The following is a 26,665-nucleotide window of genomic DNA, read 5'->3' as shown; positions in this document are numbered from 1 at the left end:
GGAGGTGTCCGAGCCGTGGAACACCTGCGCCTGATCATGGGCGAACTGCACGTCGCCGACGTACGCACCCAGGTCGCGCTGTCCCTGGCCACGGACTTCGAGAACTTCCAAGTCCTCACCCCGACGGCCCACCACGCCGATGCGGTCACCGCGATGCTGGACGAGCTCCTCGCCTGGGGCGGCGCCTTGAAGACACTGCGCCACACATGGCAGGCGAGAGGCACATCGGGGGCCGCGTAGGAACCCCGGCCACTCCGAGCCTCCTCACATGCGTGGCTGACCCTTGCCCACACGAACGCCCAACAGGTTGCTGTTGTCAGGCCACATGCAGGCTTCTCATCGTCCCGATGCCGGCAGGTCTGTCAGATCCAGCTGCGGACTGACCGTCGCCTGGATCGCCGACCTGCCAAAGACTGGACGCTGACAAACAGCAACCTGGGGTGTCACCGAGAACTGTGTTGGTGACTACGCGGCGGAGGCCGTATAGCTGCGAAGGAAAGCCCGCACGCCTGCGGTGACGAGCCGGATGACTTCCTCCTGGGGAAGCGGGATGGCGCCGTAGAAAGTTTGCTGGTTCACGTCGGTGACGGTCAGCAGGGTGAGGTGGGCGGCGGCAACGTCGGCGTCGTCAATCTGTAGCAGGCCGCGCTCGGCGATCCGGCGCAGGTACGGCGCCAGCCGCAGATGCCCGGTCTGCGGACCGGCCGCGACCCACGCCTCGAGAATCGGCCGCGGGATGTGGCCTACCTCAGCCTCGATGGCCCGCACCAGGGCGAAGTGGTCGGGGAAGGCGGTGACCGCGGCGACCCGGTCGAGGGAGAAGACGATCAGATCCCGCTCCAGATCCACGATCTTGTGCAGATGTCGATCCATGACGGCTCCATCGCCTCACTGTTGTTCACCCGATGCACCTCACGGTTTGATCCCGCCCTTGTCCGAGCCGTCCTGCTGATCGCGGGTGTCGCCCTACCACTGGCCGCGCCGTGGCCGGCGGTCATCGCGGCGTCCATGGCGTTCGCGGTGTTCGCCGCCACTGCGGCGATGGCCTGGTACGCGGCCCGTGTCGGCGAAGTCGTGCCGCACGAGGACCGGACTACCACCGTAAGCCTGTTCACCCTGTGCTATTAGCTCGGCGGTGCCTTCGGCCCGGTGCTGGCCCCCCTCCTGCTCGCGTAAGGGCGCCCGGAACGCTTCCGCGCGCTCCTGGGGTGTGCCGGTGCGGATGATCTCCTTCAGCTCGGCCCGTCGCGCGGCGTAGCGCTGGACCACGGTCTTGCGCCGCTCGTTCGCGGCGATCTTGCTCTTCTTGGCCATCAGACCTTCTCGACGCGACCGGCGGTGTCCAGGACGCGGCTGCGTCCGGTGTAGAGCGCGTGCCGGCGGAGGGTCGGGTCGTACTTGCGCAGCGTGAGCCTGTCGGGGGTGTTCCGGCGGTTCTTCCGGGTCACGTAGGTGTAGCCGGTGCCCGCCGTCGATCTGAGCTTGATCACGGGGCGCTCGCCGCCGTGCTCACCGCGCTGGACGCCGCGGCCTTGCCAGATGACATCACCCGCGGCGAACGCCTCAGCGAGGTCGGCAGGCCGGCAGCCGCCGGTGACCAGCGTTACCTGGCCGAGGTGCTGGCCCGGCAGCTCGAGTACCCGACCGCCCTGGTGCTGCATGGCGGAGACGAGGACGACCGGGAGCTGTCCGCGCGGTACTCACCCACCTCGCCCCCTTCACCCCGGTCCACACCGTCGAGGCCCTGCCCCCGGTCACCGGTGCCCGGGTATGCGCCGGCGAACTGGCCGAACGCGTGGACCCCGCCACCGCCCAGCTGCCCGGCGACCGCCAGACCGACGACATCGTCACCGCCGTGTGGCGCAGCCACCGACCGCTGCACCCGGCCCGCCTGTTCGAGGCCGTGGACGAGCTGGTGACCGTGTCGGTACGCTCGCGCGCCCGCTTCTGGCTGGCCAACCACCCAGACGCGCTGCTGGCCTGGGACGCCGTCGCCGGCATCGTCTCGGTCGAGGACGCGGGCCCCTGGCTGGCCGCGCTGCCCCAAGCCGCCTGGGACCTGGTCTCCCCGGCCCGCTGTCTGGCCGCCGCTCTGGACTGGCACCCCGAGCGCCGCGACCGCGTCCAGCACCTGGTCTTCACGGGCCCCGATCTCGACGCCGCCCGCTTCCGTACGCTCCTCGACTCCTGCCTGTTCACCGAGGAGGAGGAACCGGCCGGACAGGACGCCTGGGGCCGCTACGACGACCTGTTCGCTCCCTGCCCTGCTGCGCAAGTTCATCTCCGATCGGGGCAAGATCCGCAACCGCCGGGTCACCGGCGTCACGGTGCAGCAGCAGCGCCTGATCGCCAGGGCCGTCAAGAACGCCCGCGAGATGGCCCCTGCTCCCCTACGTCTCACCAGGTGTTCGAACTGCGTGCCGGTCAGCCGATCCACTTTCTCCAGCTCGACGGCTACTCTGCCCGGATTTCTGAACCGACTCCATGGGCATGGACCCCTGCGTCCCCGCTGTCATGGGCGGGCGACGGCCGGGGTCGCGTTACGAGTTCAGCTCCTCGGCGGTGCCGCACTCTCGCGGACGGTGAGAACGGTGGCGATCTCCACCCCGACCTGGCGAACCGGCTCACCGCGGCCGAGGGTGAGCGCCAGGTCGGTGGCAGCGCTCGCCATCTCGAACAACGGCTGGTGGACCGTGGTCAGAGGCGGGTCGGCCCAGTCCGAGACGACGAGGTCGTCGAAGCCCACCACGCTCAATTCGCCCGGGATCGACAAGCCCAGCTCTCGAGCGGCGCGATAGACCCCGAACGCCTGCATGTCGTTGGAGGCGAAGATCGCAGTCGGCCGGTCAGGGCGGGAGAGCAGTTCGAGGGCCGCGGCGTAGCCGTGCTCGCGCGTGAGAAAGGTGCGGACCACCAGCGAAGAATCTGCGGCGACGTCGGCTTCGGCCATTGCCGAGAAATATCCGGCCATGCGCGCCTGGCAGAACGGATAGTCCGGCCCATTGATCATCGCGATGCGCCGGTGCCCCAGGTCGAGCAGGTGCCGGGTGGCCGAGTGGCCGCCCCGCCAGTTGGTGGTGCCTACGAAGGGGACGTCATCCGGCAGCTCGCCGGCCGGGTTGATGACGACGAACGGGATGTCCTTCGCCTTCAGCTTCGCCTGCTCGGGCGCCGAGATCTCGGAGACGAACAGGACGCAGCCGGGGCGGCGGCCGATCGTCTCGTCGATGGAGGTGGCGGGTGAGGAGTCGGGGCCCAGCTGCGACACCAGGACGCCGATCCGGTTCTGGCGCGCCACCCGTTCGACCCCGCGGATGACTTCCACGGCCCACGTGCCCTCCATCTCACGGAAGACGATCTCCACGGTGCTGCCCCGGCTGCCGGAGGGGCGGCGGTAGCCGTACTTGTTGATCAGATCTTCGACTCGGGTACGGGTCTCCTTCGAGACGCCCGAGCGGCCGTTGAGCACCTTCGACACGGTGGGGATCGAGACGCCCGCGGATTCAGCGATGAACGCGATGGTGACCGCGGGCGGCCCCGATGGGTTGTCGGTCACGTTCGCCTTTCCGCCGCCATGGTGCGTCCATGGAAACTATAGAGCAACTCCGAGGAAACTTTCTCAGCCCGTCCGGCCTGCCAAAGGCCGAGCGTAGAGCCGGTTCCGTGCCTTGCCGCAACATGCGTTCGATACTACGGTTTCGCGCGAAACTTTATCACCGGAAGAGGAAAGCGCGTGTACCTTGAAGACTTCTCCCCAGGTTATGGCAAGCGCGCGCCGCGAGCCGTCCTCGCTTCCACGGGTACGGCAAGCCCGCCTACTTGAACATCCCCTACCCCATCCCGATAGATCCGCCGTTCGTCCCGGACGAGAACCAGACCGGCGACTATCGCCGCGTCTTCGAGCTGCCCGAAGAGTGGGGTGACACCCCTGCCGTGCTCCGCTTCGAGGGTGTGGACTCGTGCGCGCGGGTCTGGCTCAACGGAGTGGAGCTTGGGGTGACCAGGGGCAGCCGCCTGTCGACAGAGTTCGACGCCACGAAGGCGCTGTGCCCGGGCCGCAACGTCCTGGCCGTCCGGGTCCACCAGTATTCCTCTGGCACCTATCTGGAGGATCAGGACACCTGGCGGCTGTCCGGGATCTTCCGGGACGTAGCGCTGCTTGCGCGGCCCGTCGGCGGAATCAGGGACGTCTTCGTGCACGCCGACTACTCCGACGGAGGCGGGCGGGTGCGATTCGACGTGGCGGCGGACGGGCCTGTCGAGGTCGGCATCCCCCTGCTCGGGGTGGAGGCCGCCGTCGCCACGCAGACGTTCGTCTTCGACCGGGTACGGCCCTGGAGCGCGGAGGATCCCTTCCTCTACGAGGCCGTCATCGACACCCAGAGCGAGCGGGTGCGCGTGCGGTTCGGCTTCCGCACGGTCGAGATCAACGGGGACGGCGTGCTGACGGTGAACGGCCGGCGGATCGTGCTGCGGGGCGTCAACCGGCACGAATTCGACCCCGATCACGGGCGCGCGGTAAGCGTGGAGCTGATGCGCCGCGACGTGGAGCTGATGAAGCAGCACAACGTCAACGCCGTCCGCACCTCGCACTACCCGCCCCACCCCGCTTTCCTGGACATCTGTGACGAGCTGGGCCTGTGGGTCGTGCTGGAGTGTGACCTGGAGACGCACGGGTTCGAGCAGCCGCGGCCGGAGCCCTGGACCGGCAACCCCTCAGACGATCCGCGGTGGCGCGCGGCCTACCTGGACCGCATCCAGCGAACCGTCGAACGCGACAAGAACCACCCCAGCGTCATCATCTGGTCGCTCGGCAACGAGGCGGGCGACGGGGACAACCTCAAGGCCATGGCCGACTGGATCCACGAGCGCGACCCGTCGCGGCCGGTCCACTACGAGGCCGACCGGCTGGCCCGATACGTCGACGTCTATGGCGAGATGTATCGCACCCCCGCCGTCGTGCGCCGCATCGGCCAGGGCGCGCTGCGGCCAGGGGAGCTGTTCTACCCGCTCACCGAGGGGGTGGGTGACCCCGCGGATGACCGGCGCAACCGCATGCCGTTCATCCTCACGGAGTTCGCGCACGCGATGGGCAACGGCCCCGGCGGCCTGGCGGAGTACATGCGGCTGTGCGAGGAGTTCCCGCGGGTCCAGGACGGGTTCGTGTGGGAGTGGATCGATCAGGGTCTGCGCACCACCGACGCTCAGGGCCGGGAGTTCTTCGCCTACGGCGGCGACTTCGGTGAGGACCTGCATGATGGGAACTTCATCTGCGACGGCCTCATGTTCCCCGACCGCACACCGTCCCCGGGCATGCTGGAATACCAGAAGGTCAACGAGCCCGTCGTCATCGAGCCCGGCCGCCCCGGACACGTCACGATCCGCAACCGTTACGCCTTCCTGGACCTGTCCCACCTGCGTTTCACCCATCCCCAGGGTGAGCTCGCGGTGCCGCCCGTCGGACCGGGGGAACGCGTCGAGGTCCCCGTCCCTGACGGCGTGACCATCCAGGCCGAACTGGCGGAATCCACCGCTTGGGCGCCCAAGGGCCACGTCGTGGCCTGGGGCCAGCTCCCGCCTGCCGCGCCCGCTCCTGCTGTTCTCGCAGAGGCACGGCGGGCCGCCAGGCAGTCCGCCGAGCAGGTCCATCTCGGCCCCGCGCGTTTCGACCGGCGGACGGGGACCCTGGTCGGCCTGGGCGACCGACCGCTGCACGGCCCGCGGCTGGCACTGTGGCGCGCGCCCACGGACAACGACCGCTCATGGGGGCAGGGCGACGCCGAGTACTGGAAGGCCCGTGGCCTGGATCGGCTGCTACACAGGACCGTCTCCGTCGAGGCAGGCGACGCGGGCATGACCGTCGTGGTCCGCAGTTCGGCGGCCAATTCCGGCTGCGGCTACCTCAGCACGTACCGCTGGGACAGCGACGGGGAGCGCCTGAGGCTGCGGGTGCACGCCGAGCCGGTCGGCTGCTGGCCGGAGCGGAGGTTCTCCTTCGCCGAGGAAATGGTGGACCACGACCTGCCGGAGGAGGAGCGCGAGGAGCTCCTCCGGCGCCACAGAGCGCCATCCCTGGCGCGGCTCGGCCTCGTGTGGCACCTTCCGGAGGAATGGTCGCAGGTCCGGTGGTTCGGCGCCGGGCCCGGCGAGGCGTACCCCGACTCGCGGCAGGCGGCGCGGATCGGCCGCTTCCACGCCACGGTCGACGAGCTGCAGACCCCGTACGTCCGCCCGCAGGACAACGGCACTCGCGCCGACGTGCGGTGGGCCGAGATCACCGACCTGGCGGGCGCGGGAATCCGCATCGAGGGTGAGCCGCTGTTCAGCCTCGCCGCCCGGCGCTGGAGCGACCGGCATCTCGCGGCGGCACGGCACCAGACCGATTTGGTCCCCCAGCCGCTGATCTACCTGCACACCGACCACGTCGTCCACGGGGTCGGATCCGGGGCGGTCGGTCCTGGCGTCCTCCCCCGGTACCGTCTCGACGTCAGGCCCGCAAACTTCGCCTTCATCGTGTCGACGACGTCCTGAACAAAGAGTCACCGCCCCGCGCGTGCGCGGGCGGTGACCTCGGATCGGAAGAGTCAGGACGCGGTGCCGGTGACCGTGTCGCCGGACCTGGTCACCTGGTAGGTGACCTTGGCGCCACTCCAGAAGTGGAAGGTGAGTGTCAGGGGCGTGCCCTCGCGCATGACGCCGAGGAAGTCCTTGAGGAGGCGGATGGAGTTGCCTGCGTAGTCGGGGGAGTAGGTCCTGCCGTACTCCTTGTAGGACGTCCAGTCGTGGGGTGCGGCGTTGGTGCCGTCGGCGTACGTGGCCTCCATCGTGGCGACCCGGTCACCGTTGAACTGGGCGGGGATGGTCAGCGACTCCGTGGTGCCGTTCGCGTTCGACAGGACCGGTGTGTCGTAGCTGATCACATAGATGTTCCACGGGATTCCCGAGGAGAACCGGGCCTGGATCGTCGCGTTGACGCCGTGGGACCGGTCGCCTGCCAGCCGGGTGAGAGCCTCCGCCGTGAGCGTGAGCTTGTCGCTGGAGACCGTGTAGTCCCGGCCCGGGTGAAGCCTGGTGGAGCCGTGCCAGAGCCCGCGGAACGAGGTCCCGTTCAGGTTCAGGGTGAGCGTCCTGGCCTCGATGGCGCCCGACTTCGGCAAGAAGATCGAGTCACTGGACGTGGTGCCGGAACGGGTGGTGAAGCTCGACTTGATCTGGGCGAACAGGCCGGGGTCCTGCCATTCCCGCAGGGTCTGCCGGTTGAGGTGCTGGCCGTTGTCCCACCACATCGTGGTGAGCTTGTTGACCCGCGCCTGGTGACCCAGCAGCTCGAAGAACTTCAGTTTCTCGCCCTGCTGGACGGCGTTCGGGTCCACGTCGAAGCTGAGCAGGCCGTATTCACCGAGGATCACCGGGATGCCGCGGTCGACGAAGGTCTTGGCCGACCTGTCGAAGTAGCCGATCAGGTCCTGCTGGGTCTCCTCGTTGAAGGTGGTGACTCCGGCGATGTTCACGCTGAACGGCCAGTAGCCGTAGAAGTGGACGGTCGCGGCCAGGTTCTTGTCGTTCAGCGCGGTGATCTCGTTGGAGAGTCCGTCCAGGTACTTCTGGTCCGCGCTGGTGTGAACGGTGGGCAGGACGAGGATCCGATCGGCGTTGCGGCCGCCCGAGCCGCGGACGATGGCGTGGAAGGAGCGGTTGAGCTCGGCGAGGAGGCTCATCTTCGCCTCGTCGGTGGCGTTGTCGAACTGCGGCTCGTTGACGCTCTCGAAGAGCACCTTGCTCGGCGCGTCACGGAACGCGCCGGCGATCTGGGTCCACGAGGCGTTGAAGCGGGCCACCACCTCGTCGTGGTTGGTGGGCATCTTGGAGATCCACTGCCACGAGTCGTGGTGGACGTTGATCAGGACGTAGAGGTCGGAGGCGAGCGCCAGGTCGACGACCTCCTTCACCCGGTTCATCCATTTCGCGTCGATGGTGTACGGCGCGGTGGCGGACTGGTGGTCGGTCCAGGTGACGGGGATGCGGACGCTACGGAAGCCCTGGGCACGGATGGTTTTGAACAGGGCCTTGGTGGCCGGCGGGTTGCCCCATGAGGTCTCGTCGGGGAACGCGTCCAGCGTGTTGCCCAGGTTCCAGCCGGGCTGCATCGCCGCCACGACGTCCATCGCGCTGCGGACGCCCTTGTCGGCCGAGGCCGCGGTGGGGCTGCTGACCAGCCCCACTACGGTGATCAGTGCGATGAGGAGGCTCGCCGCGCGTGAGAGGGGGGGTTTCCTCATTTCTTCCCTTCCATGAGTCGCCACTGCGTCTGCTGCGCCGTGGGGTGGATGCGGTGGTGAGCAGCTTCGGATCCTGGTTCGGCGCCGCCCATTCATGGCCTGCCCTCGTAGTCAAACCAGTCGAAATGCACGGCGCCGGTCGCGGCGTACATGCCGACCACCCGGCCGGTGAAGCCGCCCGCCACCTCTGTGGACAGGTAGCGGCCGTCAAGCGTGGCGAGCGCGGGAAAACCCTCGATACCGAACGCCAGCGTGTCGGGCCCGGAGCACGGATCACCCGGCCGCCGCGGCTCGCCGGTCTGGACGGAGAGCACCATCGGACCCGCCGGAACCACCTGCTCAGCCACCACGGTCAGCACCGACCCGATGCGCGCGATCACCCGGACCCGGCCCTCGCCCGCTTCGATCTCGTAGTGGTGGTCCTCGTCCAGCCGGACCGCCAGCCCGCCGCGCCCCTGCGAGGGGTCGATCAGGGTGCGGGCGTGCCACCGCAGGTGCTGCGCGCGGCGGCCGAGGAAGGTCACGTCCCGCTCGTCAAGCGAGGCGCCGCGAGCGTGGAGTGTGAGCCATCCGGCGCGCTCCTTCGTGGTGGCTTGGCGGCTGCGCACCGAGATCCATGAGGTGTCGAACCCGGGCAGGTCGAAGTCGTCCATGAACGGTCCCGCCGGAGTACCGGAGACGATCTCGCCGACGACCGGCCAGCCGCCCTCCCAGGTCACCGGGGCGAGGAAGGTCTCGCGGCCCAGGACGTGCCAGCCGGGGGTGCCCCCGCGAGGCCGTACCCCGAGAAAGACCATCCACCAGGCCCCGTCAGGGGCCTGGACGAGATCGGCGTGGCCGGTGTTCTGGACCGGGTGGTGGGTGCCGCGGTGGGTCAGGATCGGGTTGGCCGGGCACGGCTCGAACGGTCCGTCGGGCGCGGGTCCGCGGGCGATCGAGACGGCGTGACCCCGCTCGGTGCCGCCCTCGGCGATCATCAGGTACCAGTGACCGCCGATCTTGTAGAGGTGCGGCGCTTCCGGCGCGAGCGCCCCGCGCGTTCCTGACCAGACCTGGTGCGGCTCGCCGAGCGTCTGTCCCGTCCGCGGTTCCAGGCGCACCTGCGCGCCTCCGGCGGTCGTGACCCAGCAGGTACCGTCGTCGTCCCAGGCCAGGTCGGGGTCGATGCCGTGGACGCCGGGCAGCGGGATCGGGTCGGACCAGGGCCCGGCCGGGTCGGTGGCGGTGAACAGCACGTTGCCGCCGGCGGCCACGACGGTGACGATCAGCCAGAACCGGCCGTCGTGGTGGCGGAGCGTGGGCGCGTAGACCCCGCCCGACGAGTGGGTTTCCGTGGTGAGGGGTAGCTGGCTCGGCCGCTCCAAAGCGTTGCCGAGCTGGGTCCACCGCACGAGATCGCGGCTGTGGAAGATCGGTATGCCCGGGAAGTACTCGAAGCTGGAGCAGGCAAGGTAGTAGTCATCGCCGACCCGGCAGATGCTGGGGTCGGGGTGGAAGCCGGGAACGATGGGATGGTGTGACACCCCTCGGGGTCCTTTCATCGGAGACGGAGCAGCACCGCTGATGGGGCGGTGGGCAGGGTCAAGGTGTGCTCTGTCAGGCGGGCCTTGCTGTCGGCGGGATAGAGCAGCTCCGCGCGAGGCACGTGGATCGTTTCTTCGCCGCCCCGCCGCCAGACAGCGAGATAGGTGGCCGCCGGGGCGCGCAGGGCCAGCGCGATCCACGGGTCATCCCAGGCAGGGAGGCCGAGCGGCCACGAGGGCACGGCCCGCGGCAGATCGGCCCGGATGTCCTTGTAGACCGCCACGGCCTCGTGGACCAGGTCACGGGCGCCGGGATCCAGCTCCGGCAGCAAACCCGACAGGTGGATCCGCCCGAGGAGGGCGCTGACCATGGTGAAGGCCACCTCGTCCGGGGAGTCCTCCGGCTGCGGGTAGGCCCAGACCGCTCCCTGCTCGGGCGGGACCGCGGTGGGAGCGGAGGCGGCGATGGGCGCGTAGAGCCGGAGGTTCTGCTGGTCGCTGGTCGACTGCAGCTGCAAGCGGGAGAGCAGGGCGTAGTCGGAGCGCATGCCGCCCGAGGCGCAGTTCTCGATCACCAGGTGCGGGTATCGGTCCAGGACGCCGTCGAGCCAGTCGAGGTGGGCACGGTTGTGACCGAGCAGCCCGGCTGCGGGAGCCTCGCCGAGGTGGCTGCTCGTGCCGGAGCCGGGATCGATGTTGTGATCCAGCTTGAGGTAGCCGACGCCCCACTGTCCGACGAGACGGTCGACGACCCCGTCGAGGTGGGCGCGGGCGGCCGGGTGCCGCAGATCCAGGTGGTGGCGGTGGTTCTCGACGACGCGGATGCCGTCGCGGCGGAAGAACGCCTCGTCGGGCAGGGACTCGGCCAGGGGGCTGTGCGTGCCGATCACCTCCGGTTCCAGCCACAGGCCCGGGATCAGGCCGCGCTCCCGGATCCGGTCCAGGACTTCGCCGATGCCTCCGGGGAAGCGCGTGGCGGACGGCTCCCAGGCGCCGACGGTGTCCCACCAGCTCGCGTCGAGGTCGGCGTACCAGCCCGCGTCGATGACGAAGTACTCCGCCCCGGCCTGCGCCGCCGCGTCGATCAGGGGAAGCAGCTTCTCCGTGGTCGGGTCCCCCATCAGGCAGTTCATGTAGTCGTTGAAGATGACCGGCAGCCGCTCGTGGTCGTGGTGCGGGCGGCGGATGGTACGGCGGTAACGGGTCAGCACGGCGAACGCCTCGTCGTGCTCGCCCACCGCGAGCGCGACGGGCACGGTGCGGAAGGTTTCGCCGGGGTTGAGGCGATGACGCCAGCCGTGCCGGCCGTCGCTGGGTCCGGACAGCGCCACGTAGGCCGTGCCTTCGCGCTCGCCGCACTCCCAGCGCCAGCCGCCGCCGTTGTGCTCGATCTGCCACAGCCACGTACGGCCACTCTCGCGATCGGACAGGCCGCCCATCGGCAGGTGGCCGCAGCTCGACCAGACGCCCTGCCCGGCCAGGGTGAAGCAGTCCTTGCCGTTGCCGTACCTGACCCGATCGCTTAGCTGGGGGGAGGTGAGCCGCAGCGGGCTGCGCCGCCACCGGTATTCGGCCAGCCAGTCGTTCTCGGCCCACATCAGGTCCGCGCCGCCTGCCGGGAAGCCGCCGGCCACGAGCGAAGTGACCGACTCCAGGATCAGCGGGTGCTCGCCTTCGTTGCGGAGAAGCACCTCGCTGCGGAGCACGGGCAGGCCGTCCGGCGACCGGTACCGCACCTCCGCGGCGAGACCGGTCTCCGGGTCGTGGAGCTCGACGGTGAGCTCGTCGTCGGTGACATGCTGCCGCCGGCGGAGCATCCGCGCGCCGATGCTGGTGTCGATGAGCCGATGGCTCGACCAGTGGTGGCCGTGCCCGGTCGCGGTCACCTCGACGAGAGGCAGTCCCGACTCGAGAAGCTCGAGTCGCAGGGCGTCGATCACGGTGTTCTCCTTTTCCGCAGTACGGCACAGCCGCCCGCCGGCAGCTCGGACACGTAGGCTCCCGTCAGCAGGTCGAGGCCGGGCTCGGGCAGGCTCACGGGATCGACGTCGTGGTTGAGGAAGAACTGCCACCGCGTGCCGTCCTGGGCATGCCGGGTGACCGATTCGAGGCCGGGCGTCCCGGAGCCGACGATCTGGGTGATCAGGGCGGCGTAACCGGAATCGTCGAGCCGCGTGGAGAGATACCAGCTCTCCCCAGCGCCGAAGCGGTGCCGGGTGAGCGCGGGTTTCCCGGCGAGCATGCCGTGGGTGTAGGTGAGGAGCGCTTCACCGTCGGCGCGCAGGGACTCGCTCCAGACCGTGGCCCGCGTGCCGTCCGACAGGACGATCACCTCGTCCCGGCGGAGCGGCCGGTGTTCCTCGACCCGGATGCCGAGCGCTTCGCGCAGCGGCAGCGCCGGGTAGCCGCCGAGCCGGGCGTGGAGGCGGTCGTCGACGACGCCGCTGCAGTACTGGACGAGCAGCCTCCCACCGCCGGCGACGTAGTCGCGCAGGTTCTCCGCCCCGGCGTCGGAGAGCAGGAACAGGGACGGAGCCACCACGAACCGGTAGCGGCTCAGGTCATGCTCTGGGTGGGCGAAGTCGGCCGTGATCCCGGCATCCCACAGCGCGCGATGGGCCCGGCGGAGCGCATCGTGGTAGTCGAGGTCCTTCGAGGGCAGGCCGTCGACCTCCATGGCCCACCAGGCGTCCGCGTCGTGCAGCACGGCCACCTTCGCGGTGACCGTCGAACCCGCGACCTCACCCAGTCGCGCGACGATCTCGCCGGCCTGCTGGACCTCGCGGAAGATCCGGCTGTCGGCACCCGCGTGCGGGACCATCGCCGAGTGCCAGGTCTCGGATCCGGCCCGGGACTGCCGCCACTGGAAGAACAGGGCGCCCTCCGAACCGCGGGCGATGTGGCCGAGGGTGTGGCGCAGGATCTCCCCGGGCTCTTTGCCCAGGATCCGGCCGCCGGAGTAGACGGTGTTCGTGCCCTGTTCCATCAGCAGCCAGGGGCGTCCGCCGGCGAACGAGCGGGCGCGGTCGGCGGCGAAGGCGGTGTCGGCGGCGGCGTCCAGGCCGGGCGCGTCCGGGTAGTGGTCGATGGCGACCAGATCGACCTCCCGGCCCAGGGCCCACAGGTCCACGTTCTGGTAGGCGGGAAGCATCATGTTGGTGGTCACCGGCCGGTCGCTGTGCGCGCGGATGGCGTCGCGCTGCTCCCGGTACGCGGCCAAGACCGTGTCCGACCAGAAGCGCCGGAAGTCCAGGTGCTGGCCCGGGTTCTTGTGCCATTGGGTGGCCCGCGGCGGCAGCACCTGCTCCCAGGCGCCGTAACGCTGGCTCCAGAACTCCGTGCCCCAGGCCTCGTTGAGCACCTCCAGCGAGCCGTGGCGCTGCTGGAGCCACTCCCGGAACGCGGCCGCGGCGTGATCACACCAGCAGAGCGTCGTGTACTCGTTGTGTACGTGCCACATCGCGACGCCCGGATGCGCGCCGTACCTCTCGGCCAGAGCTGCGGCGATGTTCCGTGCGGCGGTGCGGTAGGCGGGGGCGGCCAGGCAGTAGGTGTCGCGGCTGCCGTGGACGAGCCGGGTGCCGTCTGGCCCGACCGGGAGAGCGTCCGGGTGGGCCAGGGTGAACCACGGCGGTGGGGAGGCGGTGGGGGTGGCCAGGTCCACCGCGACGCCGTTGGCGTACAGCCGGTCGAGGTGGGCATCCAGCCAGGCGAAATCGTAACGGCCCTCCTCCGGCTCCAGCAGCGCCCAGGAGAAGACGCCGACGGTCGCCAGGTTGACGTGAGCCCGGCGCATCAGCGCGTCGTCTTCCTTCCAGACGGCCTCGTTCCACTGCTCGGGGTTATAGTCGCCGCCGAAGAACAACATCACACCTCCAGGTGAGCGTCGTCGCGCAGGCAGGTGAGCCGCCCGGCGGCATACGGGAGTTCGGGGGTGAGCCGCGCCGCGCTGTCGGCGTCGATGCGGGCGGTCAGGGCGCCGTTGACCATGGTCGCGTGGTGCTCGGCGATGTTGATCTGTGCCTTCGCCCCTGGAGGCGGCGCGTCGAGCAGCGCTCCCGGCAGGTCGTCGAGCAGGGGCCCGCCTGGTGTGGCCCGGACCCGGACGGCGTCCGGGCCCCACGGCTCGACGCGCAAGGTCTCGCCCTTGGCGCGCCATTCCAGTGCGTCGCCGAGGTCGCGAAAGTACATGGTGGTGCTCCTAGATGGGGCCGGTGCTCTCACGGATGGTCAGGGTGGGGGTGAGCAGCACGAGTTCGTTGGCGAGCTGCTCACCGCGCAGGGAGGCGAAGATCCGGGAAATGACCTGCTCGACCGCGATACGGCCGAGCTCCGTCGCCGAGCCGGTGACCGCGGTGAGGGCCGGGGTGTACTGTTCGGCCAGGCGCTCGGGGCACAGGGCGATCACCGAGGCGTCCTCGGGGACCGTCCGTCCGCTGGTGCGCAGGAGGCTGAGGAGCGGCCCGATGGCTCCTTCGTTCTGCACGACGAAGCCGGTGGTGTCGGGTCTGTCGGACAGGATGCGGCCGAGCGCGCCTGCCGTACCCTCATAGGTTCCCTCGCACGGGCGGTGCAGGAAACGCAGACCGCGCTCCTTCGCCCGCGCGGCGAAGCCCGCGAGGGTGCGCTCGGCGTATCCGGCGTGGCGCTGGTAGGTGCCGGGGGCGTAGCCGATGAAGGCGATCTCCCGGTGCCCCAGATCGGCCAGGTGATCCGCGCAGAGCGCGCCGGCGGCCTGGAAGTCGTTGTCGACGCAGGACAGCCCGCGGGGATCGCGAGGCATGCCGATCAGGGCCGCCTGGAGATCTCCCAGTGTCGGGATGCGCCTGTCGTCGAGTTCGACGTCCATGAGGATGACGCCCTCTGCCAGGCCGCTCGCGGCCAGCCGGCGGATGCCGTCCGGGCCCTCGTCGTTGGTGATCAGCAGGACGTCGTAGCCCTGCTTGCGGGCGGCCACGGCGACGGAGGTGGCGATGTCCATCATGACCGGCACGTACACGTCGGTGCGGAGCGGCACGGCCAGCGCGAGGATGTGCGATCGCCTGCCCGCCAGGGCGCGGGCGCCCGCGTTCGGGTGATAGCCGAGCGCGGCCACCGCCTGCTCGACCCGCCGCCGGGTCTCGGCGGATACGGGGCGTTTGCGGCTGAGCGTGTAGCTGACCGTGCTCGGGGAGACGCCCGCGGCCTTCGCCACGTCCGCGATGGTCGCCAGCCCTCCGTCGGGCCGGCGACCAGGTCGCTGTGTAGATTGGACACCCTCGCTGCGCTCGGTCGCCATGCCTCAGCCCTTGATGGCGCCGGTCAGGACGCCGGTGCGGAAGTGTTTCTGGACGAACGGGTAGACGATCACGAGGGGCACCAGGGTCAGGACCACCACGGCCATCTGCAGCGAAAGCGGGGCGGTCTGCGCGTGCTCCATGCCGAAGCCGGAGTTGACCGAGCCGGGCATGCCGACGCCGCGGTTGACGTAGGTCAGCAGCACGTACTGCAGCGGCCACTTCTCACTTTCGGTCGGCATGTAGAGCATGACGTTGAAGAAGGAGTTCCAGTAGCCGACCGCGTAGAACAGGGAGATCACCGCGGTCACCGCCCGCGAGGTGGGAAGGACGATCGACCAGAGGATCCGCCACTCGCTGCCGCCGTCGATCCGGGCCGCGTCGATCAGCTCGGCCGCGGTGCTGGAGTAGAAGGAACGCAGGATCAGGATGTTGAAGACCGAGACCGCGCCGGGCAGGATCAGCGCCCACCACTGCCCGTAGCCGCCCAGCCCGGTCACCACCAGGAAGGTGGGGATGAGGCCGCCGCTGACGAACATCGTGATGATCAGCAGCACCAGGATGAACCGGTGACCGAACGAGTTCGACCGCGACAGGCCGTAGGCGCACAGGATCGAGACCACCATCGAGATCGCCGTGCCGACAATAGTGATGCCGAAGCTCACCAGCAGGGCGGTGCGGACGGTGGAGTCGGTCAGCATCTCCTCGTACGCCTCGAAGGTGAGGCCGTCGGGCCAGATCACCAGGCCGCCGGCCCGGTTGATGGCGCCCTTGGTCGACAGGCTGGTCAGCACGACGATCCAGAGCGGGACCAGCACCATGAGCAGCACCCCGCCGAGGGTGAGGCCCTTGGCCGACTGGCCGGCCAGGGTCGGCGGCTCCTGCCAACTTGGTCGTTGCGTCATTTCCGGTACAACCCGTCCTCGCCGAAGGAGTGCGCCAGCTTGTTGGCGCCCCAGATGAGCAGGAGCGAGATCACGCTCTTGAAGAGCCCGGCCGCCGCGCCGAAGCTGTAGTTCGTCGTGGCGATGCCGTAGTAGAAGGCGTAGGTGTCGAGCACCTCGGCGGCGTCGTGGCCGACGGCCTCGCGCTGGATGAGGAACTGCTCGAAGCCGACAGAGAGCGCTCCGCCCAGGCGGAGCACCAGCATCAGCACAATCACGCCACGCAGGCCAGGCAGGGTGATGTGCCACATCCGCCGCCAGGGCCCGGCGCCGTCGGCCGCCGCCGCCTCGTACAGGCCGGGGTTGATGGCGGCCAGCGCGGCCAGGAAGACGATGATCCCCCAGCCCGCCTCCTTCCACACGCCCTGGAAGGTGACCAGGAGCGCGAAGGTGTCCGGATCGGTCATCACGTCCCAGGTACCGAGGTCGTGCGAGCGCAGGAACTGGTTGAGCGCGCCCGCTCCGCCCAGCATCTGCTGGAAGATCGTGATGACCAGCACCCACGAGAAGAAGTGCGGCAGGTAGACCACGGACTGGACGAAGTTGCGCACTCGCTCGCTGAGCACCGAGTTGAGCAGCATCGCCAGCGCGATCGGGATCGGGAAGAACAGGATGAGCTGGACGAAGCTCAGGTAGAGCGTGTTGGTCAGCGCGTCCCAGAAGCGCGAGTCGGCGAAAAGCTGCTGGAACTGGTCGAGGCCGGCCCAGTCGCTGTCCCAGATCCCGATCAGCGGGTCGTAGTACTGGAAGGCGGTGATGACGCCGACCATCGGGACGTAGTTGAAGATCAGCAGCAGGACGACCGCGGGCACGACCATGATCAGCAGTGATCGGTCGCGGAGAAACTTTTCTTTCACTGGCCCGTGCCGTACTTGTTGAGCACGTTCTCGGTCATCCACCCCTTGAGCCGGTCGAGTCCGCTCTTCTTCCAGGAGTCGATGACCGACTGGACCTCGGCGACCGTCTTCTTGCCGCGGACGCAGCTGACGATGGCGTCGTCGATGGCCTGCGAGGTGTTCAGCAGGGCGATCTGCTGAGGCATGCTGATGTTCATGCTCCAGAACGCCGGCTTGTAGAGGGCGTTGACATTGGCGGCCTGCCAGGCGGCCTGGTCCTTGGTGACCTGGTCGGCTCCGAGGTTGCTGAGCACCCCGGTGGGTCCGGCGAGGAAGGGGAAGGTCGCCGCCTGGACGAACTTCTTGCCGTCCTCCGTGGCCGTCGGCACCCCGTCCTTCATCGTGTAGTGGACGCCCTCCACCCCGAAGGTGATCAGCTGGTACTCCGCCGAGCCGTACGGCGCCGCCAGGTAGTTGGCGATCGCCAGGCACTCCTCGATCTGCTGCGGCGTCAGCTTGATGTTGAGATAGCTCACGATGCTGGCCGGGGGGCCCAGGAACATCCGCGCGGGGCTCTGACCGTCGTGGGAGATGTAGTTGAACGCGCCGCGCCGGTAGTTCTTCTCGGCCGCGACCCCCGACTGGTAGTCAGCCAGATTCCAGCCGCCGGTGCCGCCGCCCTGGATCAGCTCCTTGCCCGAGTAGAGGCGGGCGTTGCTGTTGGCGTTCTGGCCGGCCAGCGCGTCCGGGTGCACGTAGCCCGACTTGGCCAGCTGGTGGTGCCATTCGAGCGCCTCCAGCAGCTGCGGCAGCTCGTACTTGTGCAGCAGCTTGCCGCCCTCGACCTTCCAGTTGGGCGGCAGGTCCCAGGAGAAGGCGAGGTAGGTCCAGACGTCGCCGAAGGCCCACACGCCACGCTTGGCGTCGGTCAGCTCCTTGCCCAGGCTCATGTAGTCGGCCACGGATTTGACCTGGTCTGCGGTGATGCCCTTGGCCTCCAGGATGTCGCGCCGGTAGAAGATGGCGCCGGCGACGGAGAAGTTGTAGGCCGAGCCGGGGATGCCGTAGAGCTTGTCGCCCCACACGCCGGCCTGCCAGGCGCCGGTGGGGATGGCGGCGAGGTTGGGATACTTCTTGACCTTGTCACCGGCCAGGTACGGGGTCAGGTCGGCGAGCTGGGTGCCGACCAGCCGGTCGGTGCCGAAGGCGCTGTTCCACCAGCTGGGGAGCTGGATCCAGTCGGGCAGCTTCTTGGCCGCCGCCATCGGCGTGACGATGGTGTTGTAGTTGTTGCCGTCGGCGGGCTTCATGGTCAGGGTGGCGCCCAGGGCCTTGTTCATGGCCTGGTAGAAGGAGTTGTTCGCAGGCGGCACCGTGCCCCAGAGCGGGGTGATCGCGGTGTAGCTGCCGCCCTTGCCCGGCACGCCGGTGACGGTGGCGACCGGGTTGGCCGGGTAGCTCAGGAAGCCCGGATCGGTCATGGCCCCGCCCGAGCCGGCGACGGAGGCGATGTCCGGCTTGACGGCGGTGCTCGGCACGTGGGCGGGGAGCGCGGCCTTGAGCCCGGCCTTGGAGTTCGTGCCGACCTTCTGCGCCGACTGGGGAGTGTTGCTGCTGCAGGCGACGAGCAGGGGGGTCATCGCGGCTGCGCCGAGGAAGCCTCTGCGGTTCAACATGGGGGGTTGCCCTTCGAAGCGCTTCAATGTTGCCGCGAGACTAATGACCTGTTTCGAAAGACGCAAGGGCAAGCTTTAAGAGAAACTTTCCATACTGTTAGCGTTGACATCGTTTCGCGGATGTGTCAGCGTCGATGCGCTTCGATCTCTTTTACCTCCCTGCCTGTGAGCTTTCCCTGTGAGCGATACCTTTCCTTTCAACGATTCGATGCTGCCGATGGACATGCGCGTCGACGACCTCCTCGGGCGGTTAACGCTCGACGAAAGAATCGCGATGCTGCATCAGTACGCGCCCGCCACACCACGTCTGGGCGTGGCCCCCTTCCGCACCGGCACCGAAACCCTGCACGGCGTGGGATGGCTGGGTGTAGCGACGGTGTTTCCACAGGCGGTGGGCCTGGGGGCGACGTGGGATGAGGATCTGGTACGGCTGGTCGCCGAGGCCGTCTCCGTCGAGCTGCGCGCCTTCCACCGGCACCGCCCGCCCGCGATCGGCTCCGGCGCCAACAGCCTGCAGGCGTGGGCGCCCGTGGTGAACCTGCTGCGCGACCCGCGCTGGGGACGCAACGAGGAGGGCTACTCCGAGGACCCGATGCACACCGCGCGGCTCGGTGCTGCCTACTGCCGGGGACTGGCCGGCGACCACCCGTCCTACCTGCGCGCCGCGCCGGTGCTCAAGCACTTCCTGGCCTACAACAACGAGGACGACCGGTGCGTCACCTCCTCCGGCCTGCGCCCCCGGGTGCTGCGCGAATACGACCTGGCGGCATTCCTGCCGATCGTGGCCGCGGGCCTGGCCACCGGCGTGATGGCCGCCTACAACCTGGTCAACGGCCGTCCCTGCCACGTCAGCCCGCTCATCGAGACCGAGCTGAGGCGCCTGAACCCGGACCTCTTCGTGGTCAGCGACGCCGAGGCACCCTGCAACCTGGTCGAGCTGGAGCACTACTTCGACAACCACGCCGAATCCCACGCCGCCGCGCTCAAGGCCGGCATCGACAGCTTCACCGACCACGGCGAGGAGAGCGAGGTGGTGATCGGACGGCTGCGGGAGGCACTGGAACGCGGGCTGATCGACGAGGACGACATCGACCGCGCCGTGCGGCGGCAACTTTCGCTGCGGTTCCGGCTCGGGGAGTTCGACCCCGATCTCGACCCGTATGCGAACATCGGCCCCGAGGTGATCGACTGCGCCGAGCACCGGGCTCTGGCCCTGCGCGCCGCGACCGAGTCGGTGGTGCTGCTCAAGAACGACGGCCTGCTGCCCATGGCCGGCACCCCTCGCGTGGCCGTCATCGGGCCTCTGGGAGACACCCTGTTCGAGGACTGGTACAGCGGCACCATGCCATACCAGATCAGCGTCGCCTCCGGGCTGGAGGAGGCGCTCGGCGAGGTCGTCCGCGTGGAGGGCTGCGACCGGATCGCGCTGCGCTCGCGCTCGGGTGCCGAACTGGTCGCCGATGTCACCGACTGGGGCGCCGGGATGCTGACGTTGCGCAATCCCGACACCGGCCGCTACTACAGCCTCCAGGAGGATGGCTCGCTGGCCGCCGACCGGGGGGTGATCAAGAGCTGGTTCGTCAACGAGACCTTCCACCTCGAACCCGCTCCAGGCGGCGTGCTGCTCCGCAACGTCCGCACAGGCCGCTACGCCGCGGCCGACGGCCGCTTCACCGCCTCACACGCCGACGACGCCGAGTGCTACGAGCGCGAACTGCTCCACGACGGTACGGCCCAGGCCCGCGCCGCCGCCGTTGCCGCCGACGTGGCCGTCGTGGTGCTGGGCAATCACCCGCTGATCAACGGCCGCGAGACCGAGGACCGCCGGGACCTCGCGCTGCCCGAGGGGCAGGAGGCTCTGCTGCGCGCGGTCGCCGAGGTCCGCCCCGAGACCGCGCTCGTGGTCATGAGTAGCTACCCCTACGCCCTGGACTGGGCCGATGAGCACCTGCCCGCCGTGGTGTGGACCTCCCACGGCGGGCAGGAGACCGGCAGGGCGCTGGCCGCCGTCCTGCTCGGCGCGGCCGACCCGGGCGGGCGGCTGCCGCAGACGTGGTACCGAGGCGAGCTTCCCGATCCCCTGGACTACGACATCATCAAGGCGGGCTGGACCTACCAGTACCACCGGGCCGACCCGCTGTATCCCTTCGGCCACGGGCTCTCCTACACCGAGTTCGCCTACAGCGACCTGCGGGTCTCCTCCGAGGAGGTCTCGGTGAGGCTGACGAACACCGGGAGCAGGCCGGGATCGGAAGTGGCGCAGCTCTACGTCCGCGCGTTGAACGCCCGCTACGAAGCGCCCCGGCTGCGGCTCGCCGACTTCCGCAAGGTCTCGCTGTCTCCCGGCGAGAGCCGCGAACTCATCTTCCGGCTGTCAGCCGAGCACCTGGCTCATTGGGACGTGGCCACCGGCGATTTCGCCGTGGACCCCGGCGACTACGAAGTGCTGGTGGGCCGCTCCGCCGGTGAGCTGGTTCTCGGGACGACGATCGCCCTGGACGGTTCCGTCCCCCGGCCCCGAGCTGTCGTCGGCCGGCGCACCTCGGCCGCGGACTTCGACGACTACACGGGCATCACCCTGGTCGACGCCGACCGTACCACCGGAGACGCGGTCGCGCCCGCACGCCACGACCATCCCGCGACGCTGCTGTTCCGCTCCTGCGATCTGACGGGCGCGGTCCGGGTCGAACTCGAGGTCGCCGCCCTGGGCGAGGGGCGGCTGGAGGTCTGGGCCGGCGAGGTGCTGCTGGCGGAGATCCCGCTCCCGCCGACCGGAGGCCGGTACGCCTGGATGAGCGTCGCAGGCGACCTGGGCTCACTCCTGGCGGGCGTCCACGACCTGCGGATCACGCTGCTGGGCGATGTCCGGCTCGCGACGTTCCTCTTCACCTGAATGGGAGTCACGTGCATGGAAACGATCACCTGGAAGCGACGCGAAGGCCACCTGCGCCGCCGACCGCATCCCCGCTGACCAGGCCGAAGGCGGCATCCTCGACGCCCTGCCGGCCGGCTACGAAGACGGCGACCTGGTCGTCCGCGCCGCTGAAGCCGCCGCCTGCGCCAACGAAGGCCTGAGCGGTCAGGAACTGCCGCCGGGTCGGCCCAGCCCGACGGGGCGCCGGATCGATACCGCCGCGTGCAGAATCTCTCTCACTGTAGAGGCTGCGATCGTGTAGGCCAGACGGGCCAACTCGCCCTGGATCCGCCGATGACCCCAGGTCGGGTTCGCCCGCACCATCCGCACGATCAGCGCCTTGACCGGCCGGCGAGCGCGAGGGCGTCCCGGCCGTGGTCCATCGGTGAAGGTCCATTCATCTAGGCCGTGCTAGGCGATGGCCCATGTGCCGCGCGAGTCGAAGACCTACCTCTCGTACCTGTCGTATGCATCGCAAAGGAGAACATCATGCGGCGACGTACGTTCATCGCCTCCCTCGGCGCGGCCGCGGTCGCGGCCGGCGCCCTGCCCGTCCCGGCCTTCGCCAAGCCCGGCCGGCAACCCAAGGACGCATACATCTGGAAGAACGCCGCCGTCAACGGCGGCGGGTTCGTACCTGGCATCATCTTCAACGAGACCAAGCCGAACCTGATCTACGCCCGCACCGATGTCGGCGGCTGCTACCGGTGGCAGGAAGACTCTCGGAGCTGGAAGCAACTGCTCGACTGGGTCGGCCGCGACAACTGGGGCTACTACTACGTGGTCTCCATGGCCACCGACCCGGTCGAGACCAACCGCGTCTACGCCGCGGTCGGCGCATACACCACCGACTGGGACCCCAACAACGGCGCCGTCCTCTACTCCGACGACTACGGCGACACCTGGGGCATCGCCGAACTCCCCTTCAAGCAGGGCGGCAACATGCCCGGTCGCGGCATGGGCGAGCGCCTGGCCGTCAACCCGGCCGACAACGCGACCGTGTACCTCGGCGCCCCCAGCGGGAACGGGCTGTGGCGCTCGACCGACTACGGCCGCACCTGGTCCGCGGTCGCGAACTTCCCCAACCCCGGCAACTTCGTCATCAACCCCAACGACCCCTACCACGCCGACAACCAGGGCGTGATCTGGATCGACTTCGACCAGATCGGCGGCAAGATCTACGTGGGCGTGGCCGACCCGGACGACCCGCTCTACGTGTCCAAGGACGGCGGCGCGACCTGGCAGCCCGTCCCCGGAGCGGCCGCAGCGCTCGGCGACTGCGACGGCAACCGCACCATCCCCAAGCAGTCCGCAGTCGATAACAGAAACGGCTACCTGTACATCATCACCAGCCATGACCCCGGCCCGTACAACGGCGCGCCCTCCTCGGGCAGCGGCGGCAAGATCCTGAGGCTGGCGACCCAGACCGGCGAATGGACCGACATCACCCCCACCTACAACCCGAAAGGCCCGATCCCCGGCTTCGGCGGTGTGACCGTCGACCGCCAGAACCCCGGCACGCTCATGGCGTCCACGTGCAACAACTGGTACCCCGACGAGATCCTCTACCGCTCCACCGACTCCGGGCAGACCTGGCAGCTCAGCTGGGACTACGCCGAAGGCACCGACCGCGCCGACCGCTTCGTCATGGACAGCACCAACGCCCCGTGGCTGTCGTGGAACGGCACCGACCAGGGACCCGCATACGCGGTCAAGCACGGGTGGATGATCGAGGCCCTCGCGATCGACCCGCACAACTCCGACCGCATCATGTGGGGCACCGGCGCCATGATCTGGGGCACCGAGGAGCTGACGCGGTGGGACACCCAAGGCGAGCTGATCGGCCATAACGAGGCCGGCGAGCGGATCGCCCTGCCCATCGAGCGGTTCACCGTCGGCGTGCGGGCCCAAGGCGTCGAAGAGACCTGGGTCCGCGACATCGCCGCGCTCGGCGGCACCCTCGTCTCCGCCATGGGCGACGTCAGCGGCTTCGTCCACACCGACCTCGACCGGGCCGAGCCGATGATCCGCTCCGGCTGGGCCGGCAGCAGCCTCGACTACGCCCAGTCCAACCCGGACGTCATCGTCGGCAGCGGCGAAGTCAACGCGGACGTGGACGCTCACGTCATCGTCTCCACCGACCGCGGCAAGACCTGGAAGTCCGCAGCCCGGCTCCAAGGCGTCCCGGGCGGCGGCTCCGGCGTCGTCGCGATCACCGCCGACGCAGCCGCACTCCTGTGGTCCCCCAGCAACACCGACATCACCCCGGTCTACAGCACCGACCTGGGCGCGACCTGGAACCCGGTCCACGGACTCCCGGCAGGGGCCAGGATCCGGTCCGACCGTGTCAACCCGTCGGTCCTGTACGCCTTCGCCGGCGGCACGTTCTACCGCAGCACCGACGCTGGCGCGACGTTCTCCGACACCGGAGCGACTGGCCTGCCCGCCGAAGGCGTCGACGACTTCAGAGTCGTCCCAGGCCGCGAGGGCCACGTCTGGCTCGCTGGGCGCAGCGACAAAGCGGAGGTCGCAACCGGCTTGTGGCGCTCCGCAGACGGCGGCGTGACCTGGGAGCGCATCAGCGCGATCGACTTGGCGATCGGTGTCGGCTTCGGCAAGGCCGCGCACGGTTCACGGCATGAGGCGAAGCGCGGGGGCTACCCGGCGATCTACACCTCGGCCACGGTCGCAGGGCAGGACGGCATCTTCCGCTCAACCGACGGCGGCGCCACTTGGGTGCGCATCAACGATGACGACCACCAGTGGGCCTGGGCCGGATCCGCTATCACCGGCGACCCGCACATCTTTGGCCGCGTCTATCTGTCAGCACGCGGCGTGATCTACGGCGACATCGCCGACTGACGAAGCAGGCCGCCCCGCGCGACGCGGGGCGGCCTCCAAGCGGTACCGTGATCCATCCCGACGACGTCGACCCCGCGTTGCGGGTGCGCGGCGTCGTCGCTCATGATCGATCACAAGCCCTGTGGACCGTCGCGGCGGTCGCCCAGCCCGAGGAGTCCCTCGCTGACCGGTTGCGGCTGCCCGGGCTCGACCCCGACCACCGCTACACGGTCTTCCACCTCACCGCCGTCGTGTGACGACGGCACCCGGACCTCCTACCAGGTCCGGGTGCCGCCCAGGCCGTTCGCCGATGCCGTCAGCCCGAGGTAGGGCCTGTCCTCCGACATCAGGGCACCACCACTTCGAGGCGAACGTCGGTCAGTTCCTCTCGCAGGTCGCGGGCCGGGCTGAGGTTGAAGACGGGAACTCCGTCCCTGCCGAAGTGGACTCGGTGCATCGCGGACGAGACCACATCGTGCCCCACGGGCGAGGCGACCGCGTGGTAGCAGATCCAGGTGTTGCCGTCGTAGTCGGTGAAGAGGGAGTTGTGCCCGGCACCATAGAGCCCTTCCACCGACTGGTAGTTCAGGACCGGCGTGATCGCCTTGGACCATGCGGAGGCATCCAGGTAGTCACCGCCTCGGGGAATGCTCAGCATCCCGATGGAGTAGGTGTAGCCTCTGGCCGCTCCACCGGAGTACGTGATGTACACGGTCTCGTCGGTCAGGAACGGGTACGGGCCTTCGTTGTTGATCGTCCCCTGCACGTTCTCCCAGCCGTACAGCGGGCGCGTCAGCAACACCGGTTCGCTGATGAGACGAGTGGGATCAGCCACGGTCGTCTCCGCGATGTAGAGCATGCTGCCCGAGTCCATCGGCGAGCCCAGACCTGTCCGGAATGACCAGACGAGGAAGCACCTCTCATCAGCCTTGAAGTAGGTCATGTCCAGCGTGATGCTGCCACTCTCGGCCAAGTAGGAGCCGTCGGCCTTCCGGACCCGTACGGGGGTCTCCCAGCTGTCGGCCTGCATGATGTCGTGACCCTTCTTGAGTCGCATCATGTGGCACTGTGGCCCCCACTCGGTGCCGCTGACAGCGAACAAGATATAGAGGTCGTTGCCGATCTGGTGGAACTCAGGGGCCCAGAAGGTCTGCACGAAGCCCTTGCTCTCGTCCGCGTCGAGGATCACCTGCTCGCGGAACCCGGCGTCGAACAAGCCGTTGATCGTCTCGGACTCTCGGACGTAGAGGCCGATGTCGTCCACGTTGTCGTTGGTCGCGATGTAGTAGTACTTCCCTTTCCAGGGCAGAATCACCGGGTCCGCGTACCCGCGCGCCAATGGGAAGGGGTGAACGGGAGTCTGCACCGTGCCGGAGACTCGGTAGGTTCCCGGCGCCGCGAAGTCCACTGCACTGGTGTCCCAGGCGACAGACTTGTCGGCCGTGGAGCCGTCGGAGTAGACGGCTGTCGCCTTCACCGCGGCCAGTTCCGACAGGGAGGACGCGACGACGGTCTTGGGCACGCGGGTTTCCGTATGCGCCAGGGGCGTCCACCGGTCCCGGACGGCTTGCGCGATTGACGGTTCCACCGCGAGCACGTTCCCCGGGTTGATGTCCGTCAGGTTGCAGGGGTCCGCAACCTGCGGGAACCGGGATGCCGGCCGAGGCCCCTTTGATCCTCCTCCTGCGAGGTCGACAACCTGGTTCACGTACATGTTTCCGTCGGCGTCTCGCCACAGAAACTCGTACGCGCCGACCGCCTCGTCGTACTGACACGCGACGGCATCGACATGCAGGGAGTCGTGCAACCGAAGGAGCCCTCGGGATCGGAACTCCGTCAGATCGGTCGACGTCCACACCAGGACACAGCCACGGCTTTCCTCGTCCTGTGCTCCCCGGGGTGCGACACGGACGGCGACCAGCCCGAACCCGCCTTCTCTCGTGCGGAACAGGAAGGGGTTCTTGGCGCCCTTCTCCAGGATCGTGTTGTGCTCGCTCACCGTGGCTTCGGGAAACAAGATCCCGTAGTTCTGGTTGAGCGGCTCAAACGGTGCTCCGTCTTCGCTCAACGCGAGGTGGATGCTGTTGCTCAGCGAGTCCGTGTACTCGTCGAGCGGTGCTCGGGTGTAGACGAGAACTCTGTCTTCCATGACGTACCTGTGCCGTTCAGCGTCTGGCGTTGATGAATGGTCTCTGGATCCGACGACGGTTTTGGACGAAGGGCGATGTGTAATCGGTGAACAACCCTATGGGCTCGGCATGGCGCTCCTCCTCGAACCCCAGATCATGATCATGGACGAGCCGACGAGCGCCCTCGACGTCGTCGTCCAGCGCGGCATCCTCAAGGAGATCCTGCGCTTGCGGGACGAGCTGGGCT

19 protein-coding genes and 4 pseudogenes are annotated in these 26,665 nt (G+C 68.9%); 8 read left to right on the top strand and 15 right to left on the bottom strand.

Annotation, left to right across the window (positions count from 1 at the left end; translation table 11 throughout):
• Positions 1-240, top strand: a pseudogene (locus ACFKCF_RS59795) (NADPH-dependent FMN reductase); the annotation flags it as partial.
• A 225-nt stretch (positions 241-465) separates the two neighbouring features.
• On the opposite strand, the gene ACFKCF_RS59790 reads toward ACFKCF_RS59795, so the two are convergent.
• From ACFKCF_RS59790 to rpmG, 3 genes are all read right to left on the bottom strand, one after another.
• Positions 466-873 carry a TetR/AcrR family transcriptional regulator C-terminal domain-containing protein gene (locus ACFKCF_RS59790; protein WP_394506197.1) on the bottom strand — a complete coding sequence of 136 codons (408 nt, stop codon included), beginning with the start codon at positions 871-873 and terminating at the stop codon, positions 466-468.
• Positions 874-966: 93 nt separating this feature from the next.
• The gene (locus tag ACFKCF_RS59785) at positions 967-1,314 is read right to left on the bottom strand and encodes a 30S ribosomal protein S14 (RefSeq protein WP_394506195.1); all 348 of its coding nucleotides are present in this window, start codon (positions 1,312-1,314) and stop codon (positions 967-969) included.
• Positions 1,314-1,490, bottom strand: a complete 177-nt coding sequence (gene rpmG, locus ACFKCF_RS59780; protein WP_394506199.1) for a 50S ribosomal protein L33 — start codon at positions 1,488-1,490, stop codon at positions 1,314-1,316. The genes ACFKCF_RS59785 and rpmG overlap by 1 nt, the downstream gene beginning before the upstream one ends.
• A gap of 305 nt (positions 1,491-1,795) precedes the next feature.
• Here rpmG and ACFKCF_RS59775 point away from each other — a divergent pair.
• A pseudogene (locus ACFKCF_RS59775) lies at positions 1,796-2,134 on the top strand (GTP-binding protein); the annotation flags it as partial.
• 16 nt (positions 2,135-2,150) lie between these two features.
• Positions 2,151-2,390 (top strand): annotated as a pseudogene (gene rpsR / locus ACFKCF_RS59770) (30S ribosomal protein S18); the annotation flags it as partial.
• Between the two features lie 158 nt (positions 2,391-2,548).
• Here the strand turns inward: rpsR and ACFKCF_RS59765 are convergent.
• Positions 2,549-3,556, bottom strand: coding sequence for a LacI family DNA-binding transcriptional regulator (locus ACFKCF_RS59765; RefSeq protein ID WP_394506194.1), 1,008 nt, complete (start codon positions 3,554-3,556; stop codon positions 2,549-2,551).
• Between the two features lie 263 nt (positions 3,557-3,819).
• Between ACFKCF_RS59765 and ACFKCF_RS59760 the strand changes: the two genes are divergently transcribed.
• Positions 3,820-6,531: a glycoside hydrolase family 2 TIM barrel-domain containing protein gene (locus tag ACFKCF_RS59760; RefSeq protein WP_394506192.1), complete on the top strand. Its 2,712-nt coding sequence runs from the start codon at positions 3,820-3,822 to the stop codon at positions 6,529-6,531.
• A gap of 53 nt (positions 6,532-6,584) precedes the next feature.
• Here ACFKCF_RS59760 and ACFKCF_RS59755 read toward each other — a convergent pair whose 3' ends face one another.
• From ACFKCF_RS59755 to ACFKCF_RS59715, 9 genes are all read right to left on the bottom strand, one after another.
• Complete coding sequence (locus ACFKCF_RS59755) at positions 6,585-8,279, bottom strand: cellulase family glycosylhydrolase (protein WP_394506190.1); 1,695 nt, start codon at positions 8,277-8,279, stop codon at positions 6,585-6,587.
• A 92-nt stretch (positions 8,280-8,371) separates the two neighbouring features.
• Complete coding sequence (locus ACFKCF_RS59750; protein WP_394506189.1) at positions 8,372-9,802, bottom strand: glycoside hydrolase family 43 protein; 1,431 nt, start codon at positions 9,800-9,802, stop codon at positions 8,372-8,374.
• A gap of 14 nt (positions 9,803-9,816) precedes the next feature.
• On the bottom strand, positions 9,817-11,742 hold the full coding sequence (locus ACFKCF_RS59745; RefSeq protein ID WP_394506187.1) for an alpha-galactosidase: 1,926 nt from the start codon (positions 11,740-11,742) through the stop codon (positions 9,817-9,819).
• Positions 11,739-13,670: a beta-galactosidase gene (locus ACFKCF_RS59740; protein ID WP_394506186.1), complete on the bottom strand. Its 1,932-nt coding sequence runs from the start codon at positions 13,668-13,670 to the stop codon at positions 11,739-11,741. Before ACFKCF_RS59740 ends, ACFKCF_RS59745 begins: the two co-directional genes overlap by 4 nt.
• Positions 13,670-13,993, bottom strand: a complete 324-nt coding sequence (locus tag ACFKCF_RS59735) for a hypothetical protein (protein ID WP_394506184.1) — start codon at positions 13,991-13,993, stop codon at positions 13,670-13,672. Before ACFKCF_RS59735 ends, ACFKCF_RS59740 begins: the two co-directional genes overlap by 1 nt.
• A 10-nt stretch (positions 13,994-14,003) precedes the next feature.
• Positions 14,004-14,996 (bottom strand): LacI family DNA-binding transcriptional regulator, encoded by a 993-nt coding sequence (locus tag ACFKCF_RS59730; RefSeq protein ID WP_394506182.1) that lies wholly within the window; start codon positions 14,994-14,996, stop codon positions 14,004-14,006.
• An 87-nt stretch (positions 14,997-15,083) separates the two neighbouring features.
• Positions 15,084-15,983, bottom strand: a complete 900-nt coding sequence (locus ACFKCF_RS59725) for a carbohydrate ABC transporter permease (RefSeq protein WP_357617019.1) — start codon at positions 15,981-15,983, stop codon at positions 15,084-15,086.
• Complete coding sequence (locus ACFKCF_RS59720; RefSeq protein WP_394506181.1) at positions 15,980-16,879, bottom strand: ABC transporter permease; 900 nt, start codon at positions 16,877-16,879, stop codon at positions 15,980-15,982. The genes ACFKCF_RS59725 and ACFKCF_RS59720 overlap by 4 nt, the downstream gene beginning before the upstream one ends.
• Positions 16,876-18,534, bottom strand: coding sequence for an ABC transporter substrate-binding protein (locus ACFKCF_RS59715; RefSeq protein WP_394506179.1), 1,659 nt, complete (start codon positions 18,532-18,534; stop codon positions 16,876-16,878). The genes ACFKCF_RS59720 and ACFKCF_RS59715 overlap by 4 nt, the downstream gene beginning before the upstream one ends.
• Positions 18,535-18,751: 217 nt before the next feature.
• Between ACFKCF_RS59715 and ACFKCF_RS59710 the strand changes: the two genes are divergently transcribed.
• Together ACFKCF_RS59710 and ACFKCF_RS59705 are read left to right on the top strand one after the other, a co-directional pair.
• Complete coding sequence (locus ACFKCF_RS59710) at positions 18,752-21,427, top strand: glycoside hydrolase family 3 C-terminal domain-containing protein (RefSeq protein ID WP_394506177.1); 2,676 nt, start codon at positions 18,752-18,754, stop codon at positions 21,425-21,427.
• A complete protein-coding gene (locus ACFKCF_RS59705; protein WP_394506201.1) occupies positions 21,396-21,710 on the top strand; it encodes a hypothetical protein in 315 nt (104 codons plus the stop codon). Before ACFKCF_RS59710 ends, ACFKCF_RS59705 begins: the two co-directional genes overlap by 32 nt.
• Positions 21,711-21,733: 23 nt before the next feature.
• Here ACFKCF_RS59705 and ACFKCF_RS59700 read toward each other — a convergent pair.
• Positions 21,734-21,778, bottom strand: a pseudogene (locus ACFKCF_RS59700) (hypothetical protein); the annotation flags it as partial.
• A gap of 159 nt (positions 21,779-21,937) precedes the next feature.
• Between ACFKCF_RS59700 and ACFKCF_RS59695 the strand changes: the two are divergent.
• Together ACFKCF_RS59695 and ACFKCF_RS59690 are read left to right on the top strand one after the other, a co-directional pair.
• The gene (locus ACFKCF_RS59695; protein WP_394506175.1) at positions 21,938-24,310 is read left to right on the top strand and encodes a xyloglucanase; all 2,373 of its coding nucleotides are present in this window, start codon (positions 21,938-21,940) and stop codon (positions 24,308-24,310) included.
• Positions 24,311-24,357: 47 nt separating this feature from the next.
• Positions 24,358-24,546 (top strand): GH36 C-terminal domain-containing protein, encoded by a 189-nt coding sequence (locus ACFKCF_RS59690; RefSeq protein WP_394506173.1) that lies wholly within the window; start codon positions 24,358-24,360, stop codon positions 24,544-24,546.
• An 89-nt stretch (positions 24,547-24,635) separates the two neighbouring features.
• Here the strand turns inward: ACFKCF_RS59690 and ACFKCF_RS59685 are convergent, their stop codons facing one another.
• Positions 24,636-26,438 carry a family 43 glycosylhydrolase gene (locus tag ACFKCF_RS59685; RefSeq protein WP_394506171.1) on the bottom strand — a complete coding sequence of 601 codons (1,803 nt, stop codon included), beginning with the start codon at positions 26,436-26,438 and terminating at the stop codon, positions 24,636-24,638.
• Between the last annotated feature and the right edge of the window lie 227 nt (positions 26,439-26,665).

The sequence above is a fragment of the Nonomuraea sp. JJY05 genome (assembly GCF_043496855.1).
GTDB lineage: Bacteria > Actinomycetota > Actinomycetes > Streptosporangiales > Streptosporangiaceae > Nonomuraea.
This window is presented reverse-complemented; position numbering and strand designations above follow the sequence as displayed.

Excerpts from the sequence above, each read along its gene's own strand:
- ACFKCF_RS59790 (WP_394506197.1), bottom strand. The coding sequence starts at position 873 with ATGGATCGACATCTGCACAAGATCGTGGATCTGGAGCGGGATCTGATC.
- ACFKCF_RS59785 (WP_394506195.1), bottom strand. The coding sequence starts at position 1,314 with ATGGCCAAGAAGAGCAAGATCGCCGCGAACGAGCGGCGCAAGACCGTG.
- ACFKCF_RS59755 (WP_394506190.1), bottom strand. The coding sequence starts at position 8,279 with ATGAGGAAACCCCCCCTCTCACGCGCGGCGAGCCTCCTCATCGCACTG.
- ACFKCF_RS59740 (WP_394506186.1), bottom strand. The coding sequence starts at position 13,670 with ATGTTGTTCTTCGGCGGCGACTATAACCCCGAGCAGTGGAACGAGGCC.
- ACFKCF_RS59735 (WP_394506184.1), bottom strand. The coding sequence starts at position 13,993 with ATGTACTTTCGCGACCTCGGCGACGCACTGGAATGGCGCGCCAAGGGC.
- ACFKCF_RS59725 (WP_357617019.1), bottom strand. The coding sequence starts at position 15,983 with ATGACGCAACGACCAAGTTGGCAGGAGCCGCCGACCCTGGCCGGCCAG.
- ACFKCF_RS59715 (WP_394506179.1), bottom strand. The coding sequence starts at position 18,534 with ATGTTGAACCGCAGAGGCTTCCTCGGCGCAGCCGCGATGACCCCCCTG.
- ACFKCF_RS59710 (WP_394506177.1), top strand. The coding sequence starts at position 18,752 with ATGGACATGCGCGTCGACGACCTCCTCGGGCGGTTAACGCTCGACGAA.
- ACFKCF_RS59705 (WP_394506201.1), top strand. The coding sequence starts at position 21,396 with ATGTCCGGCTCGCGACGTTCCTCTTCACCTGAATGGGAGTCACGTGCA.
- ACFKCF_RS59695 (WP_394506175.1), top strand. The coding sequence starts at position 21,938 with ATGCGGCGACGTACGTTCATCGCCTCCCTCGGCGCGGCCGCGGTCGCG.
- ACFKCF_RS59685 (WP_394506171.1), bottom strand. The coding sequence starts at position 26,438 with ATGGAAGACAGAGTTCTCGTCTACACCCGAGCACCGCTCGACGAGTAC.